The 16,998-nt window shown below is 34.3% G+C and carries 13 protein-coding genes and 3 pseudogenes; 4 read left to right on the plus strand and 12 right to left on the minus strand.

Annotation, left to right across the window (positions count from 1 at the left end; translation table 11 throughout):
- Window positions 1-5: 5 nt before the first annotated feature.
- From ABWU67_RS06380 to atpG, 6 genes are all read right to left on the minus strand, one after another.
- Window positions 6-902 carry a class I fructose-bisphosphate aldolase gene (locus ABWU67_RS06380; protein WP_353282239.1) on the minus strand — a complete coding sequence of 299 codons (897 nt, stop codon included), beginning with the start codon at window positions 900-902 and terminating at the stop codon, window positions 6-8.
- Window positions 903-966: 64 nt separating this feature from the next.
- Window positions 967-3,273: an AAA family ATPase gene (locus ABWU67_RS06385; protein ID WP_070357007.1), complete on the minus strand. Its 2,307-nt coding sequence runs from the start codon at window positions 3,271-3,273 to the stop codon at window positions 967-969.
- Between the two features lie 203 nt (window positions 3,274-3,476).
- The gene (locus ABWU67_RS06390; protein WP_038199603.1) at window positions 3,477-4,703 is read right to left on the minus strand and encodes a DEAD/DEAH box helicase; all 1,227 of its coding nucleotides are present in this window, start codon (window positions 4,701-4,703) and stop codon (window positions 3,477-3,479) included.
- Window positions 4,704-4,738: 35 nt separating this feature from the next.
- Window positions 4,739-4,990 (minus strand): cold-shock protein, encoded by a 252-nt coding sequence (locus ABWU67_RS06395; protein ID WP_006279919.1) that lies wholly within the window; start codon window positions 4,988-4,990, stop codon window positions 4,739-4,741.
- A gap of 174 nt (window positions 4,991-5,164) precedes the next feature.
- Window positions 5,165-6,499, minus strand: a complete 1,335-nt coding sequence (locus ABWU67_RS06400; RefSeq protein ID WP_010081974.1) for a TldD/PmbA family protein — start codon at window positions 6,497-6,499, stop codon at window positions 5,165-5,167.
- An 18-nt stretch (window positions 6,500-6,517) separates the two neighbouring features.
- Entirely contained in the window at window positions 6,518-7,390 is an 873-nt protein-coding gene (gene atpG / locus ABWU67_RS06405; RefSeq protein ID WP_010081973.1) for an ATP synthase F1 subunit gamma, read from the minus strand.
- Window positions 7,391-7,617: 227 nt separating this feature from the next.
- Here atpG and ABWU67_RS06410 point away from each other — a divergent pair, with 227 nt between their 5' ends.
- Entirely contained in the window at window positions 7,618-8,568 is a 951-nt protein-coding gene (locus ABWU67_RS06410) for an IS481 family transposase (protein WP_353281701.1), read from the plus strand.
- 26 nt (window positions 8,569-8,594) lie between these two features.
- Here the strand turns inward: ABWU67_RS06410 and ABWU67_RS06415 are convergent, their stop codons facing one another.
- The 4 genes from ABWU67_RS06415 to ABWU67_RS06430 form a co-directional block, all read right to left on the minus strand.
- On the minus strand, window positions 8,595-9,815 hold the full coding sequence (locus ABWU67_RS06415) for a hypothetical protein (protein WP_007548692.1): 1,221 nt from the start codon (window positions 9,813-9,815) through the stop codon (window positions 8,595-8,597).
- Window positions 9,812-10,543, minus strand: a complete 732-nt coding sequence (locus ABWU67_RS06420; RefSeq protein WP_038250643.1) for a hypothetical protein — start codon at window positions 10,541-10,543, stop codon at window positions 9,812-9,814. Before ABWU67_RS06420 ends, ABWU67_RS06415 begins: the two co-directional genes overlap by 4 nt.
- Complete coding sequence (locus tag ABWU67_RS06425; RefSeq protein ID WP_070357005.1) at window positions 10,536-11,765, minus strand: lipoprotein-releasing ABC transporter permease subunit; 1,230 nt, start codon at window positions 11,763-11,765, stop codon at window positions 10,536-10,538. Before ABWU67_RS06425 ends, ABWU67_RS06420 begins: the two co-directional genes overlap by 8 nt.
- A gap of 280 nt (window positions 11,766-12,045) precedes the next feature.
- Window positions 12,046-12,633, minus strand: a complete 588-nt coding sequence (locus ABWU67_RS06430; RefSeq protein ID WP_353281971.1) for a hypothetical protein — start codon at window positions 12,631-12,633, stop codon at window positions 12,046-12,048.
- Window positions 12,634-12,831: 198 nt separating this feature from the next.
- Between ABWU67_RS06430 and ABWU67_RS06435 the strand changes: the two genes are divergently transcribed.
- Entirely contained in the window at window positions 12,832-13,005 is a 174-nt protein-coding gene (locus tag ABWU67_RS06435; protein WP_353281973.1) for a hypothetical protein, read from the plus strand.
- A 283-nt stretch (window positions 13,006-13,288) separates the two neighbouring features.
- Window positions 13,289-13,483 (plus strand): annotated as a pseudogene (locus tag ABWU67_RS06440) (transposase); the annotation flags it as partial.
- Between the two features lies 1 nt (window position 13,484).
- Here ABWU67_RS06440 and ABWU67_RS06445 read toward each other — a convergent pair.
- A pseudogene (locus ABWU67_RS06445) lies at window positions 13,485-14,429 on the minus strand (IS481 family transposase); the annotation flags it as partial.
- A gap of 168 nt (window positions 14,430-14,597) precedes the next feature.
- Between ABWU67_RS06445 and ABWU67_RS06450 the strand changes: the two are divergent.
- A pseudogene (locus ABWU67_RS06450) lies at window positions 14,598-15,456 on the plus strand (IS630 family transposase).
- A gap of 240 nt (window positions 15,457-15,696) precedes the next feature.
- On the opposite strand, the gene ABWU67_RS06455 reads toward ABWU67_RS06450, so the two are convergent.
- Window positions 15,697-16,989 carry a sugar phosphate nucleotidyltransferase gene (locus ABWU67_RS06455; RefSeq protein WP_264329418.1) on the minus strand — a complete coding sequence of 431 codons (1,293 nt, stop codon included), beginning with the start codon at window positions 16,987-16,989 and terminating at the stop codon, window positions 15,697-15,699.
- Between the last annotated feature and the right edge of the window lie 9 nt (window positions 16,990-16,998).

Here is a 16,998-nt window from a genome sequence, read left to right on the forward strand (position 1 = left end):
GTTTTTTATGTGTAGATATCCATTATATCTTTTAGCATAGATAAAGCCTCCTCCCTTTTGCGTTGAAAAGTGTTACGTCCAATGATTGAACCATTACCGCCACCCTGCTTAATTTCTTTCGCTTCATTGTATATGTTATCTACTTCCTTCGATTCACCACCAGAAAAAACTACTATTCTTTTCCCTGCAAAACAAGACCTTTTAACATATTCAATTCTTTTAGATAATGATTCAATATTTTCTGTTTCTATTTTCTCCCTTTCCAAATATTTAGTTGGAAGTTTTACTTTTATTATATTAGCGCCAAGCAAAGCTGCTATGTGTGCAGCATAGGCAATAACATCAACTGCTGTTTCACCTTCTTTGGAAATCCCTTCACCGCGTGGATAAGACCATAGCACTACTGCAAGCCCGTAAGATTTGGCTTCAGCTATGATTCCACGGGCTTCCTCCATCATATCGAAACACTTAGCAGAACCAGGATATATAGTAAATCCGACAGCTAAGCAGCCCAAACGCAGCGCATCTTTCACAGAAGAGGTTATTGCCTGATCAGAGGTTAGATCCTTTGAATGTAAAGAGTTGGAACTATTAAGTTTCAAAATAAGTGGGAGCATTCCAGCATAAGTTGCAGCACCAGCTTCAATCATACCAAGTGGAGCAGCATATGCACTTACTCCCGAATCAACCGCAAGCTGAAAATGATAATGTGGGTCATAAGCATCAGGGTTAACTTCAAAACTTTTAATTGGACCATGCTCAAATCCTTGATCTACTGGCAGAATCACTAACTTGCCAGTGCCGCCAAGCTTTCTATGCATGAGAATACGAGTAAGATTTGCTTTTACCCCAGGGTTTTCACTTTCGTAGTAGCTTAGGACTTGTTTTACTTTATCACTTATCACTATAATTCAAATTGAATTTAAGTTATAGATTGTAACAAAGATGAAGTTCAATACAAGGATTTTAAACTATATCAAAAGCAATTTTATTTTCTACTTTATTCATATAGATTCTTAATTTCTTTCCTTTTATTAATTTACGATTCAGTATTTCTTCCGCTAAGTAACTTTTTATCTCTTTTTCAATAAGTCTCTCTATCGGACGTGCTCCCATTTCCTTACTATAACCTGTTTGTGCAAGATAAGATTTCACTTCATCTTCTACCAAGCAGTTTATGCCTTTTTGCGTCAGCTGCTTTTTCAGTTCCTGAATAAATTTATCTACAATATGCAGAATTATATCCGCATTTAAGTCAGAAAAAGAAATAATCGCATCAAGACGATTACGAAATTCAGGGCTAAAAACCTGTTCTATCGCTTTTTCACTATCACCAGTGTTAAATTTTTTATGCCCAAAGCCAACAAAACTTTTGCTGCGTTCAGCTGCTCCTGCATTAGTTGTCATAATTAAGATTATATTGGAAAAGTTAACTTTACGTCCGTAAGTGTCTGTAACGCAACCATAATCCATAATTTGTAGCAATATATTATAGATATCGCTATGAGCCTTTTCAATTTCATCAAGCAGCACAACACTATATTGATTATTAGATACAGACTCTGTGAGTAATCCACCCTGATCATAACCTACATATCCAGGAGGAGAACCAATCATCCTTGATATCGTATGAGACTCAATATATTCGGACATATCAAAGCGTATAAGATTCATGCCCATGCTTTCTGCTAATTGTTTTGCTAGCTCGGTTTTACCAACACCGGTTGGCCCTGCAAAAAGATAATTTGCTAAAGGCTTATTGTAATTTCTCAACCCAGATTTAGCAATTTTAATAGAATTAACAAGAGATTCTATTGCCTGCTCTTGGCCAAAAATCACCTTCTCTAGATTAGCTTTTAAAGACTTTACTTTCTGCAAATCATCAGATTCAGATCCGCAAGGCACATTTGTAATTCTAGTAATGGTATTCTTAATATCTCTACTATTTACAATTTTACCCCTGTTTCTTAGCAATTTACAATATGCCCCTGCCTCATCAATAACATCAACCGCTTTATCAGGTAATATTCGCCCAGTAATATACTTATGCGAAAGTTCAGCCGCAGACCTAATGGCATTCTTTGTATAATATACTCCATGATACCCTTCATAGTAGTGCTTTATACCATCTAGTATCTTTATCGTTTCGTTAACAGAAGATTCCTTAACATTAATTTTTTGAAACCTCCTCGCTAATGCTTTATCTTTTTCAAAACTATTGCTGTATTCTCTATATGTAGTTGCACCTATACAACGCAGTGTACCTCTTGCAAGCGCAGGTTTGAGTAGGTTACCTGCATCAAGAAAGCTACCACTTGTAGAACCTGCTCCAATGATAGTGTGTATTTCGTCAATAAAAAGGATAGCACCTGGTTTTGCCTCAATCGCTTTTATTATAGATTTTATTCTCTCTTCAAAATCACCTCTATAGCGTGTCCCTGCAAGGAGTGACCCTAAATCCAAAGCATAAATTATACTGGACCTGAGCGCACTTGGAACACTGTTTTCAATGATTTTGAGTACCAAACCCTCAACTATTGTGGTTTTGCCAACACCTGGATCTCCAACATATAAAGGGTTGTTTTTTCTACGCCTCAATAATATTTCTATAGTGCGATTTAATTCATAATCACGACCAATAACATAATCTATTTTTTTGCTTCTTGCATAGTCATTTAAATTTTTACAATAACTTTGTAGAATTTCCTCATCTTTTAGTAGCTCACCTTTATTTACTGTAGTAGGAGCATCATTATTTTTATCAAGTTTTACTTTATGATTAGTGGTGTATTCATCTATATCGTTAGAGTATTTCATGTTAGATATGTGGTAAATCAAATTGGAATCTTTCGCACTTTGTTTCTGCAATAGATCTTCAACGTATAAATCTTGCCCAGACAAAATTTCTACTAGAACACTTGCTCCATTTATTTCTTTTTTCCCCAAGCTATGAGCCCGTATTATTGCTCTGTGTATTATGCATTGAAACATTGAGCTAGGTTTAACTCCACTGATAATCAATTCAGAACTGCTTTGTAAAAACCCTTTTATATTATTATTATAATCATTAGCCTTAATATTGCATCTTGATAGAATGTTATCCATACTGATGATTTCATCGGCTCTGATATTACATCTTGATAAAACGTAATTTACATCCACGTCTTTAGTTAACGCCAGCAATAAATGTTCTACTTTCGCATATTTAAGATTAAAATTAGAAGCAATGAATAGTGCTCTATTCAAACTTGCCTCTAAGTTTTTGGAAATCATCTCCTATTCTCTTTAAAAGTGGGAACTCATATATAATGAATAGCACACAATTATTAAAAAAATTGAAATCCAGCAGTTCGCTGTAGCCAATTTGAATCCCACTCTGGATCTACGTCATAGCACCGCAATATCTCAGCATAGATTCCGCTAATGAGTAGCGGAATGACGAGTTTTACGCTTATCAAATTGTAGGTAAATCCTATTTAATACGCTTTTTCTAGTACTCTGCTTTTCTTCTTAAATGCATTGATCTTTTTTCTACCGTATTTAGTCTTTAACGTACTTGGCCTTTTAAAGACCTTTTTGCTGTTACGTTTTTTAAATTGCACACTACAATCAAAATTTAGCTCTCCTTCTTTGTCTGCCAGTGCAGGCAGTCTTCTCTTATCTTGAGGTGTAACAAAAGATAGCGCATACCCTTCAGCTCCAGCGCGTGCAGTTCTACCTATACGATGAATATAGTCAGCTTGCGATTGTGGTGCATCATAATTGATAACATGTTGAATGTGGGGAATATCAAGGCCGCGAGAAGCAACATCTGTTGCAACCATGATTTGATTACGGCCACGACGAAAAGAATTAATGACCCTTTCGCGCTTGTGCTGCCTTAAATCACCATGAATTGCTAAAGCGCTATAGTCATCTTTGTGCAATCTGTTAGCTAGCTGATCCGCTCCTCGCTTTGTTTTGACAAAGATAATGATTGATCCTTCGCGCTGACATAGTTGTGTAACAAGCTTTTCATATTTTTCTGATTCTGATGCATAAACAATTTCTTGCTTAATTTTTACAGAAGTTGTAACCTCACAATCAACAGAAATACGTTCTGGTCGATTAAGGTACTTCTCAGCAAGTTTTACTATATCTCCAGGAAGAGTTGCAGAAAACATAAGAGTTTGCCTTATTTTAGGCAAATGCTTCATAATTTCTTCAATCTGAACTCCAAAGCCCATATCAAACATACGATCCGTTTCATCAAGCACAAGAACGCTAACATTGCGAGTAATCAAAGTTTTACGCTCAATATGGTCTATAATACGACCAGGAGTACCTATTACAATTTGTGGTTTTTTCTGAAGCTGATTTAGCTGCCTAAAAATAGGCTCACCACCAATCAACAAAGCGACCCTTAGTGCAGAATTTTGAGATAAGAGTTTTCTTATCTCATTTGTTACCTGATGCGCAAGCTCTCTGGTTGGCACGATGACTAAAGCTGAACCAGTGTTAGGCTCATTCAGCAACTTAGCAACCAACGGAATAGCAAATGCTAAAGTTTTTCCAGTCCCCGTTTGAGCAGATCCGAGAATATCTTTACCTTGTAGCGCTAAGGGAATCGCTTGTATTTGAATCGGAGTTGGGACGAAAAGATTATTTTTATCTAGAGCTTGTCTAAGCGAAGCTGGGAGACCCATCTCATGAAAATTATTCACAATACGTTAATCCTGTTAAAAGACTTCATAATAGATTAATCTTCCAATCTTAAATTTATTGCAGATTTTTTATCTTCTCCGTTTCTACCGCGCTCCTCTTTAACCTCATAACTCACCCTTTCTCCTTTTATTCCCTTCTCTTTATTCTCTCCTTTAAGTGCCTCAGGTCTTATTCCCGAACGTTCCAATGTGCTAATATGTACAAAAACGTCACCCCCTTTACCTTCTGGCTTGATGAAACCATAGCCTTTTTCGGCATTAAACCATTTTACATTACCAAATTCCATTTAAACAACTCCTAAATTATTAACTAACATTACTAATGTGATGAAAAACTTTGAAATTACGATTGAGAATGCTTTAAGCTTAGCTATTGAAACTAAACCTTTATACTCCATAGTCTATTCTTAACATTACATGACAATAATACACAATTGTTGTACTTGATGCAAATAAATTTTTTAATCGTTAAGCGAACCTGCAACCGTCATTTCGCTAACTTTAATCGTTGGTGAATTAAATTGCCCACAAAAAGTTAGATCATCTGCAACGACTAAATTGCTAAACATATCCTTCAAATTGCTAGCAATGGTAATCTCATGTATTGGATACGTTATTTTTCCATTTTCTATAAAAAATCCGGAAGCGCCTTGGCTGTAATCGCCATTGATTAAATTGACACCAAAACCAAATAAATCAGTTACATATATTCCCTCTTTCACTTCCTGAATTAATTCTTCAAACGATACATCACCATTCTCAATGTAGAGGTTACTAGCTGCAGGAATAACTGCAGCATTACTTGCACGAGTTGCACTTCCGGTTGTTTCTGAGTCTAATTTTCTAGCCGAGTATAAGTCTAAAATCCAATTTTGTAATATTCCGTTTTTTACAAATATATTTTTCTTGCTAGTTATCCCTTCTCCATCAAATGGTCTCGATGCTATGCCTCTTGGCAACAATGGATCATCGATAATATTAATTCTATCGTTGAAAATCTGAGCGTTTAAACTACCCCTCAAGAAAGAACTGTTGCTTATAATACTGCTCCCATTTATAGCAGAAGCAAAACTTTTTACTAGCCCTTTTGCTGCTCTTTTTTCAAAAATAACTGGAAATTTACCAGTTTTCATTGTACGTGAATTCAATTGATCAACTGCTCTTTTTGCTGCTTCTTTTCCCATTAACTCTGGCAACTTTAAATCACTAAAATTACATGCTATATCATAATCGTAACCAACCTTCATTTCACTTTCTCTTCCAGCAACAACAGAGACCTGATTAGCAAAGGTTGATTTACTAAACGAGCCAATAAAACCAGAAACAGTCGATAATACTGTATTCACTAAAGCGTATGAAGAAGAGGCTCCTTCAGAATTAGTGATACTCTTATGTGCAAGGGCTGAATTTTCTGCAGCTTCAGCAATTTCTTTTAGGTTATCAACGGTTACAACATTATTATCTGAGATACTTAAATCTGCAGAAGAGATATAATTACTACCATTTACAGCAAAATTAATGCAAGGATCTTCTGGCGCATTCTTTGCCATTTCTACCACTTGGCTTACTGTATCACTCAGATTATTCAAATCGTTTGTAGAAATATACGCAGCTTTGTTTTTACCTGCTATAGCTCTGATTCCTACAGTGCAATTTTTAGATTGTGATATTTGCTCAATTTTTGATAGACGCTGAGAAACTGAAGTCTTATTAGTTTCATATATTGTAACTTCCGCATCTTGATTTTGCTTTTTTATTAGTTTAGTAATATCTGCTGCAATATTTAATATATTCATTTTCTATTCCTTAGATTTCTATAAAGATTCTGCACCACCTATAACTTCAATTAAATCAGTCGTAATCGCTGCTTGACGAGAACGATTATAAAGCAATGCTAATTTGTTCAGTATCTCTTTAGTGTTTCTGTTTGCTGATTCCATAGCAACCATTCTAGCACTATTCTCACTCGTTGCACTTTCAAGTAAAGCAGAGTAAAGAGCAATTACAACGTAATCTTGAACCAAAGATTTTAAAATAAATTCAATATTTTGTGGTTCATACTCATAGCCGTAATCTGTTGTTGGACCAGCCAGAGAGCTATCAATCAAGGATGAGTCTTTACTCCATGGTTTTATTGTTTCCAACATTGGTTTTTGCGTGAAGGTATTATAGAATTTACTATAAAAAACTTTAACTTTATCGTATTTACTTAAATCTATACCATCAACCAAAGCTTCTACGTGCTTTAACGTGATTCCCTTACTATTTTCAATTTTTAAGATACTTTTAGAGTCAAATCTATTTTTACCTACATCAAAAGCTTTTTTACCAAGAAATACAATATCTACTTTTTTGCCATTTGCGATTGACTTATTTACACGCTCTTGACTAAATTTGACAATAGAAGAGTTAAAGTTGCCGCACAAGCCACGATCAGACGCAATAATGAATACTAGGTAAGAACCGTCGTTACTGACATTTAGAATTTTTGCCAGTAATTCTTGATCAACTGATAGCATTAATGAAAAAATAATGTTATGCAGCTTAGATACATATAATTTTGAATTTAATAACTTCTTTTGGCTTTGTAACAACTTTGCTGCAGAAACCATTTGCATTATTTTCGTGGTTTTCTGTACAGACCTAATATTCTTAATTCTTAAGGATAATTCCTTTAAGCTCTTCATTTTGTATACAACCCTGATTTATTAAAATATATAACTGTTAGTGTCTAAAAGCAAGTTTTTTTGACATTAAAACCAAGTCTAGCTAAGAAACTTGCAGGTTTATTGTTTGGAGATAAGGATTATATTAAGAAAGTGCTCTAACTTCAGCAATATCAATGTGAAAGTAGCCTAAGATGTATGGTCCCAGAGAGTGATGGTATACTATCATCATCATTTAAGGAGTCATTATGGGACAGATATTACATGGGTGCGCCAAAACAACACAGACGATTCGTAGAGCAATACAAAATAGAAAAGAGAGCATAGCAAAACTCTCCAAGCATTATAACCTTAATCCAAAAACTATTATTAAGTGGAGAAAACGTTCATTTACGAAAGATGCTGATATGGGTCGAAAGCATCCAAGATCAACTGTTTTAACGCTAGAAGAGGAAGCTATAATAGTTACATTTCGCAAGTATACACTACTGCCACTAGATGATTGCCTTTACGCTCTGCAGTCTACAATTCCGCATTTGACTCGCTCTAGCTTGCATCGTTGTTTACAAAGACACAACATTAGCAGATTACCAACTGTTGATGGAGAAGTTAAGTCAAAAAAGAAATTCAAACAATATCCTATCGGTTACTTTCATATTGATATTGCTGAAGTTAGAACTGAGGAGGGCAAATTACATTTGTTTGTTGCTATTGATAGGACATCCAAATTTACCTATGTTGAGTTGTGTAACAGTGCTACAAAACCCATAGCTGCTGAGTTCTTACGTAATTTGATTAGAATTTTACCGTATAAAATCCATACTATTTTGACAGATAACGGTATACAATTTACAAACCAGAAGCGTCATAAGTATGCTTTCCAACATATATTTGATAGAGTTTGCGAAGAGAATGTTATTGAACATCGTTTGACAAAAGTTAGCCATCCTTGGACGAATGGGCAAGTCGAGCGTATGAATAAAACTTTAAAGGATGCTACAGTTAAGAAGTATTACTATCAATCGCACCAGCAACTTAAAGAACACCTTTATAACTTTGTTATGGCTTATAATTATGCAAAGAGACTCAAAACTCTTAAGGGTCTTACTCCTTATGAATTTATATGTTATCAGTGGACACAGTCTCCAGAATTATTTATACTAAATCCACACCATCACACTCTGGGACCATACATCTAATGGTAATTTCTACACTTTGTGGAATTTTATAATATATAATAAACACAATTAAAACTATTACAACTTGAACACTTATGATCCCATTGTTCTAGTTCCCTGTTACAATTTTTACATTTCCAGCCTGGATCAGGCAAAGCTTCTGAGCCCATCTTGTTTAGCCAATAAATTACCTTGTCGTGTTCTTGCAATGTAACCTTGAGTTGTATTACAATAAAGTAGATTGACATGTAATTAGCTTTTTTCATAGCAGTGTCTAAATATTGACTTGCAAGATCATATTTACCTGAACTCATTGAGGACAAAGCAAGTAAACAGTAACTAAAATAATAATCAGGGCGTAAGTTGTATAGTCTTTCAGCACCTTTACTATTTAAATTGATGTACATTTTAGCTGACTGAGGAGTAGGATTTACTGTATACTCTGCCTCTAGCACTGCAGAAGCTTTTCTGATTTTTCCAAGTTTAATATATAATTCTGCCTTTAAATAATTGATGGGCTGAAAAATTGCACTATAACGTTGTGCTCTAAATAAAGACTTTATAGCCTCCTTAAAATTTCCTTTACTTTCATATTGCTTTGCTAAAGCGCAATAAAACACTGCAAACATTTCTTTATGATCAAAGGGGAGAAAAATATTGGACTTAACTGCTTCCTTCAACCTCAAAATTGCATTAATCCAATCTTCTTTCAATATGCAATGCTCTATTTGAAAGGGAATAGATAGCATTTTATCGTTAATTGAACTAGAGCAATATTCTATAAATTTTTGAAAGACTACTTTTTCTTGTTTGAGGTGGACAATCAGCTTATTGGCTAGAAGTAGAGCTAAGTTACGATTTTTATTTGCAATATTTGTTAAACCGTTACTGAAAAAGCTGTAATTTCCCGTCTTACCTGAGTTAAAGAGCTTTATTAAAGACAACCTATCGCTCTCCTCACTCAGACTTTTAACTAGCTTTTGGGCATTCTCTATATTGTCTAAGTCTATGCTAAAGAAAGCTTCAAAGAGAAGCAATTCTTCCCTATCCCTTCTTCTATTTCTTATGTTGGCAAATGTTGATGAAATGGAGGAAAAAAAGCGTACAAGTGTAATTAATAAAAATAATAAAACTACACAAGTAAAAATAATGAAATATAGATCAATACTTATAGTGTAATTGCCTAATTCCAATTTTATTACTTCACCACTTACCTTGACCCATATACCAAATAAAAACGAAAAAGCGAAAATTATAAAATAAATCATGAGATATATTGTAATAAGTGATGATATATTGTTGAAATATTCTTAGAAGCTACAATAAAACCATTCAATTTATTCAGCCATGGCTTGAATTCTGAATGCGTTAAATTGCTTACTGTAACAGTTATATTTTGCCAATCATTATCATTTATTGACTCCTCAATTTCTGCGAATTTTACTCTTAATGGATCATTTCGGTCGTCTACCTTTATCCAGTTTGAAATGATTTTTTTAGACAATGTACTTTTGTTGTAATCGATAGTATCAATAGTTTTTTCAAAAGATAACTTCAATTCGTGTAAGGTATTTATCTCTTTCAAATTTTCTAATTCATCTACTGCATTTTCTATCTCTGGATCGTCAAGCTCTGATATCAAAGGCTTTATTGAATTTATATGGTTATCAAATTTTGCTTCTCGCAATAACGAATTCTTCATTTTAACCACAAGTAATAGCAATTTTGCAAGGTTCTTACATCTTGAGTTATTATCACCTTGCTCACATTGAGTATGCTGACTTCTCTTGAGGTCAAATATCTTTTTTTCTATTCTAGATTGATTAACTTCAAGCAACATTCTAAATTCATCCATGTTTTCCGTTAAAGCTTTCACATTGTTTTCACTCTCTTGCTGATTTATTTTTAAAAAGATTATGTTATTTATTGTGATGTAACCGGTAAATAACAATACAATTAAGAACCAACCTATGTACTTTTGCTGAGTATCATTCATAACGTAGTATCTCCGCAGGATCTTGTGCAGCTGCCTGCAACGCAGGAGCAATTGTCGCTAAAAATGATAAGAGTAACGCAAGTGCAGAAATATTTACTACGTCTTGGGGTACTAATATCACTGGCAAACTTGAAAAAAAGTATATCATAGGATCAAACAGCTTGACGTTAGTAATGTTTTCTAAAAACACTCTAATGCTTTCGATATTGAGAGAAAAAACGACACCTATAATACAGCCAAGACAAGTTCCCGTAAAACCGATTAATAGACCACAAGCGCAAAATATACGCATAATGCTTCCACTTGTTGCACCAAATGTACGCATAATTGCAATCGCGGATTTCTTTTCTTGCACTATCATCATTAAATTTGAGATAATATTAAACGCTGCTACAACTATAATCAAAGTGAGAATTAAAAACATCACATTTCTTTCAGTTTTTAAAGCACTAAAATAATGGCTTTGCTGTGATTGCCAACTTTCAGCTTCCATTCCTATTTCTTTTTCTATAGCATCTGCCAGCTTATCAGCTCTAGTAACGTCGTCTACAAGTACTTCTATATTTTTTATGCTATTTTTATAATTAAAAAAGGCTTGTGCTGATTTTAGAGGCATATATATCAAGGTATTATCATACTCAAACATACCCATATCAAATATTGCTATAACTTTATATTTTTTCATTCGCGGCATTTCACCAAGTAATGCATCAAATTCTTCAGATGATATAAACGTAATTTCGTCGCCATAGTCAATGTTCAAAACTTCTGCTAAGCGTGCTCCTATTATTATCCCTTCATCAAATTTTTTTACATCACCTATAATTACATTATTTGTAACGGCAGTACTATCAAGCAAATCTTTAGTTGACACACCTCGCACTACGCTACCTGCAATTTTACCATTTGCTACAATAATAACTTGATCATTGGTCATAGGAGTAGCTTTTAATATACCAGGAATTCTCTCAATAGATTTTGAAACTGCGTAGTAATCTGAATTTATGTTCCTATCAAAATAAACGTTAATATGGCCATCAATGCCAAGTATTGAGTCAAGCAACTTTGCTCTGAATCCGTTCATCACAGACATCACCACTATTAGTGTTGCAACTCCAAGGGCAATGCCGATAATAGAGAACAAAGTCATTATAGAGCAAAATCTGGCATTTCTTGCTCGCAAATAGCAAGCAGCCATAGTAATTTCAAAGGCAATGGACATTACAAAATATTTTGAGGTTAGACATTATATTTTTGAAACTTCGTATAATTGTAGACTTTTCTTTATTTAAAAACTAGAGATTTTTGCTTCCTTAAATTTAGCAGACTTATAGAGTATCTTTAACATTAGAATTTCAAAATCTTCCATATACATCATCCAACCTCACTATATCATTATCAGATAAATGCTCTCCTATCTGAAATTCAACTATTTCAAGTGGAGAGCTTGTGCTTTTATAACATAGAAAAAATCAAGAATATTATTGGGTTTATTCAATAAGTTATAATTCTTTCCTTCCATAATTTTCAAATTGTACAACTAGTTGCTTTACATTTACATCTGTGAGAAGAGCATTTTTGCTAACATGAGGTCTCGGATCAGATTTTGCTGATAAGGGATTCATCTGAGATATTTCATCCCTCATTGGAAATAAGCGAGATTGGGAAGCAACTTTTGGTGATGGCCTAGTTTTTTTCTCCACATCTATATTCACTTGTGCAACAGGAGGGGTCCTGCTTTCAATAGTTTGCGCATTAGGACTTTCTTTTGCTTGATTTTGTTTGAATTTTTTTCTTATCTCTTGTACTTTAATATCGATATTATAATTAATTTCTTTTTCCATAGAAGATACTACCATTTCTAGCTTTGTGCTTGATTTTTGATCAGTATGACCTAACTTTTTAAGTTTTAGTGGTAATTCAGGTTTATCTTTAGTTGATTTAGGAACAGTTCCTACTACTTTTGGTTTTTGTCTAACTTCTTGACCAGCAGTAAACATTTTTTTTGGCAATGGGGGTGCTATTGATGGTTTTGGCAATATTGGAGGTTTAGATTGTTGTTTTTGTTTAAGTTCTCTTTTTGCTTCCATATGTTCTTTAGGAACTGTTACATAAATTAGCTCTTCTCTAGGCGATTTTGAACTTTGTGAATTTTCTGTTAAAATTTTACTCTTCTTCTCTTGATAATTTGATATCTCTTTGTATCCAGGCTTTTCATCTAATGAATTTCCATGGCCTGAATCATTATAATTATAGCTCTTTTTACAATAATCCGAACAGACCGTAATATGCTACTGGCCTGCTATAGCCATAAACACATATCTTATCGCATTCGGACTATTATAAGAAAGGCTATAACTTCTACTTGTCTATCTTCTTTTAGAAAACTGCGTTCTGGATTTTCTGGAGCTATTGCAATATTTCCTCTTTCAACTTGCTCCAAACCTGAAATTTTACGATAAGCCTCTAGATATTCAAAGATTGTCATTGAAGTAGGAGGAGGTAATTTATCAATAAAACTACTTATATTCTCAACTGGAACATTTCTTCCCGAGATTCTATTCAATATTTCCTTTAATATCTTAAGACCTGATGGCTTTCCATTCATCGATTTTACATAATCAATTGAGTCACTACGTATAACAAACTTAGCTACATCTTCTGCCTTATCTGTAAAACGCTTTAAGAGGTTGTCCGGAAACAAGTAAAAGGCTATAATATCTGAAATTTTAGTACGGGGTAAAGATGAGAAAAAAGTATCCAACAGATCTAAGCGAAAGGGAATGGGCAAGAATAGAAAAACACTTCAGAGTATCATACAAGAAAGGAGGAAGGCCGCCAAAGTATAGCAAAAAAGAAATATTAGAAGCAATTTTCTATGTATTGCGTACAGGGTGTCAATGGCGGTATTTACCAAATGATTTTCCGCTATGGAAGACTTGTATGGTCCCAGAGTGTGATGGTGTGGATTTAGTATAAATAATTCTGGAGACTGTGTCCACTGATAACATATAAATTCATAAGGAGTAAGACCCTTAAGAGTTTTGAGTCTCTTTGCATAATTATAAGCCATAACAAAGTTATAAAGGTGTTCTTTAAGTTGCTGGTGCGATTGATAGTAATACTTCTTAACTGTAGCATCCTTTAAAGTTTTATTCATACGCTCGACTTGCCCATTCGTCCAAGGATGGCTAACTTTTGTCAAACGATGTTCAATAACATTCTCTTCGCAAACTCTATCAAATATATGTTGGAAAGCATACTTATGACGCTTCTGGTTTGTAAATTGTATACCGTTATCTGTCAAAATAGTATGGATTTTATACGGTAAAATTCTAATCAAATTACGTAAGAACTCAGCAGCTATGGGTTTTGTAGCACTGTTACACAACTCAACATAGGTAAATTTGGATGTCCTATCAATAGCAACAAACAAATGTAATTTGCCCTCCTCAGTTCTAACTTCAGCAATATCAATATGAAAGTAACCGATAGGATATTGTTTGAATTTCTTTTTTGACTTAACTTCTCCATCAACAGTTGGTAATCTGCTAATGTTGTGTCTTTGTAAACAACGATGCAAGCTAGAGCGAGTCAAATGCGGAATTGTAGACTGCAGAGCGTAAAGGCAATCATCTAGTGGCAGTAGTGTATACTTGCGAAATGTAACTATTATAGCTTCCTCTTCTAGCGTTAAAACAGTTGATCTTGGATGCTTTCGACCCATATCAGCATCTTTCGTAAATGAACGTTTTCTCCACTTAATAATAGTTTTTGGATTAAGGTTATAATGCTTGGAGAGTTTTGCTATGCTCTCTTTTCTATTTTGTATTGCTCTACGAATCGTCTGTGTTGTTTTGGCGCACCCATGTAATATCTGTCCCATAATGACTCCTTAAATGATGATGATAGTATACCATCACTCTCTGGGACCATACATCTAATGCCTGAGATAAATCCCTTACCGTTTTATTATAATGTCTAATAGTTATAGCTCTTTCCACAGAAGTCCGGATATGATAAGATTAAGGATAGATGGCGATAAGGAGGTTGGATGCCGGCAGCATATAGTTATGATTTAAGAAAAAAAGCAATGGAAGCACTAGACGAAGGGGAAAGCAGAGAAGCAGTGGCAGCAAGATTTAAAATTGGACGAACTACTTTGTGGGAGTGGAAGCAAAGAAAAAAAGAAACAGGCGACTTTCAGTCAAAAAACTCGGTAATGGAGGTTACAATCAGAAAATTATCGACTGGAATAAGTTTATCGAATTTGCTAAAAAACACGGTAGAAAAACTCTGTCGGAAATGGCTAAACTTTGGGGCAACGTTAGTATCGAAACGATCCACCGAGCTCTCAGAAAAATTGGATTTACGCGCAAAAAAAGACATATGGATACAAGGAAAGGAACGAAGAAAAACGTGCTGAATTCTTAAAAATTATAGCAACAAAAGAACCAGAAAACTTAGTGTATATAGATGAGTCTGGGATTGATAACACGGAGGACTATCCATATGGGTATTGCCAGAAAGGACAGCGATTTTATGCCCTAAAATCTGGAAAAAAAACTCAACGAATCAGCATGGTTGCAGCCTTAAGTAGAAGAAAGATAGTTGCTCCATTAACATTTGAAGGCCACTGTAATATGGATATTTTTAATGGATGGTTTGAGCAATTTTTGGCACCGATCTTAGAACCTGGACAAACTGTCATTCTTGATAATGCTACTTTTCATAAGTCTGATAAGCTTATCAAGCTCGCTAAAGGAGTCGGTGCAGAAATTTTGTATCTGCCGCCTTATTCTCCAGATTTTAACAAAATTGAGCATCATTGGTTTGCTATAAAAAACAGAGCCAGGAAAAACATTCCTCTATTCGAATCCTTTCGTCGTGCTGTTGATTCTGCCTTCCTATGACCTATTCGGACTATTATGAGAAATGCTATACTAACTCATCTCTTGCTTTTATAGCTTCTTTAAGGAAACCGAGATTTTCTCTATAATTGTCACTTTTAAATGGATCCTTCATATTAATTACAACTCATTATTTATTAAAATATGGGTATAGGTTTAAAATATTAAGATTTAGTAAATATTATTTTTTACATAAAGCAGCTATACCCATATTATAAATTGCCAACAAATGCATTTATGGCGTTACCATATTCTTCCATATACATCATCCAATCTCACTATATCATTATCAGATAAATGCTCTCCTATCTGAAATTCAACTATTTCAAGTGGAAAGCTTGTGCTTCTATTTTCAATCCTATGGGAAACTTCCCTTGGGATTTCTATCATATGGTCCTTTGCTATAGCATATTCTTTGTCTTCTAAACTAACATATCCAACTCCTGATAGCACTATATGGTATTCATCTCTATAGTGATGGAATTGCTTAGAAGTGCAGCTTAATGGATTGATAAAAAGATATTTTATAAGAAAATTTTCGCTCATTAAAATTATACTACAAAATCCCCATGGTTTAACTTCTTTCCTTATCACCTTTACTTTCTTAACTTTATGAATAAATGAAATTAGACTTTTGTTTGGTTGCTTACAAGCTCCACTCAATAAATTTTTATTACTTTCTGTCGTTGAAACTGGTTCTTTTTCTCTAATCACATGCTGAAATGATGCCGGTTCTTTACTAAACTTCTCACTCAATTCTAAAACTGAATTCCAAGTTCCAACATCCAACCAATCGAAATTAGCTTCTATCATTGCAACGTTTTTTGCTTTCTCCATCACCAAGTAATCAATGGATATGCCTTCAATTCCTGCAAAATCTCGTTGTTTTAAATACAGAAATCTCTCTTGCGGTGTGAAATATTTAAAACATAAATTGTAAAGATTCGGGGCAGATTTTTTAATCTCATCTATGTAGCGTTTTGCTTTAAACACAAATATTCCAGAGTTCCAATAATGATCGTTACTTAACTTACGCTCGGGCTTTTCTGTAAAATCTTTCACTATATGACATTTTTCTTTCTGATCATATACTGCATTTATATAGCCGTATTCAGAATTGAATTCATGAGGCTTAACCCCAAAAGTGACTATAGAGTTAGTTTCAGAGGCTAACTTAGACGCTTTTTGAGTAGAAGCATAAAAACTATTCAAATCACCTATAAAATGGTCTGAAGGCAGAATTAACATTGTCTCGTTTTCATTGCAGAGAAGTGCAGCAATTAATATTGCCGCTGCTGTTCCAATTTTCACTGGTTCGAAAATCACTTTATATTCTTGCAGTGCATGCAATTCCTCCATCACTAATGACTCGTACTGTATATTTGTAGCAATTATGGGCGGCATATAATCGCTTTTTAGCCTCAACAAAGTGTTGTGAAACATAGTGTTCTGACTAAATATTTTCTGAAATTGCTTTGGCTTAGATAAAGGCCAAAGTCTGCTACCACTACCACCACACAATATTACAGGGCGCATTTAGTTAAG

The organism is Wolbachia endosymbiont (group A) of Aleiodes leptofemur (assembly GCF_964028465.1).
Classification (GTDB): Bacteria; Pseudomonadota; Alphaproteobacteria; order Rickettsiales; family Anaplasmataceae; genus Wolbachia; species Wolbachia pipientis.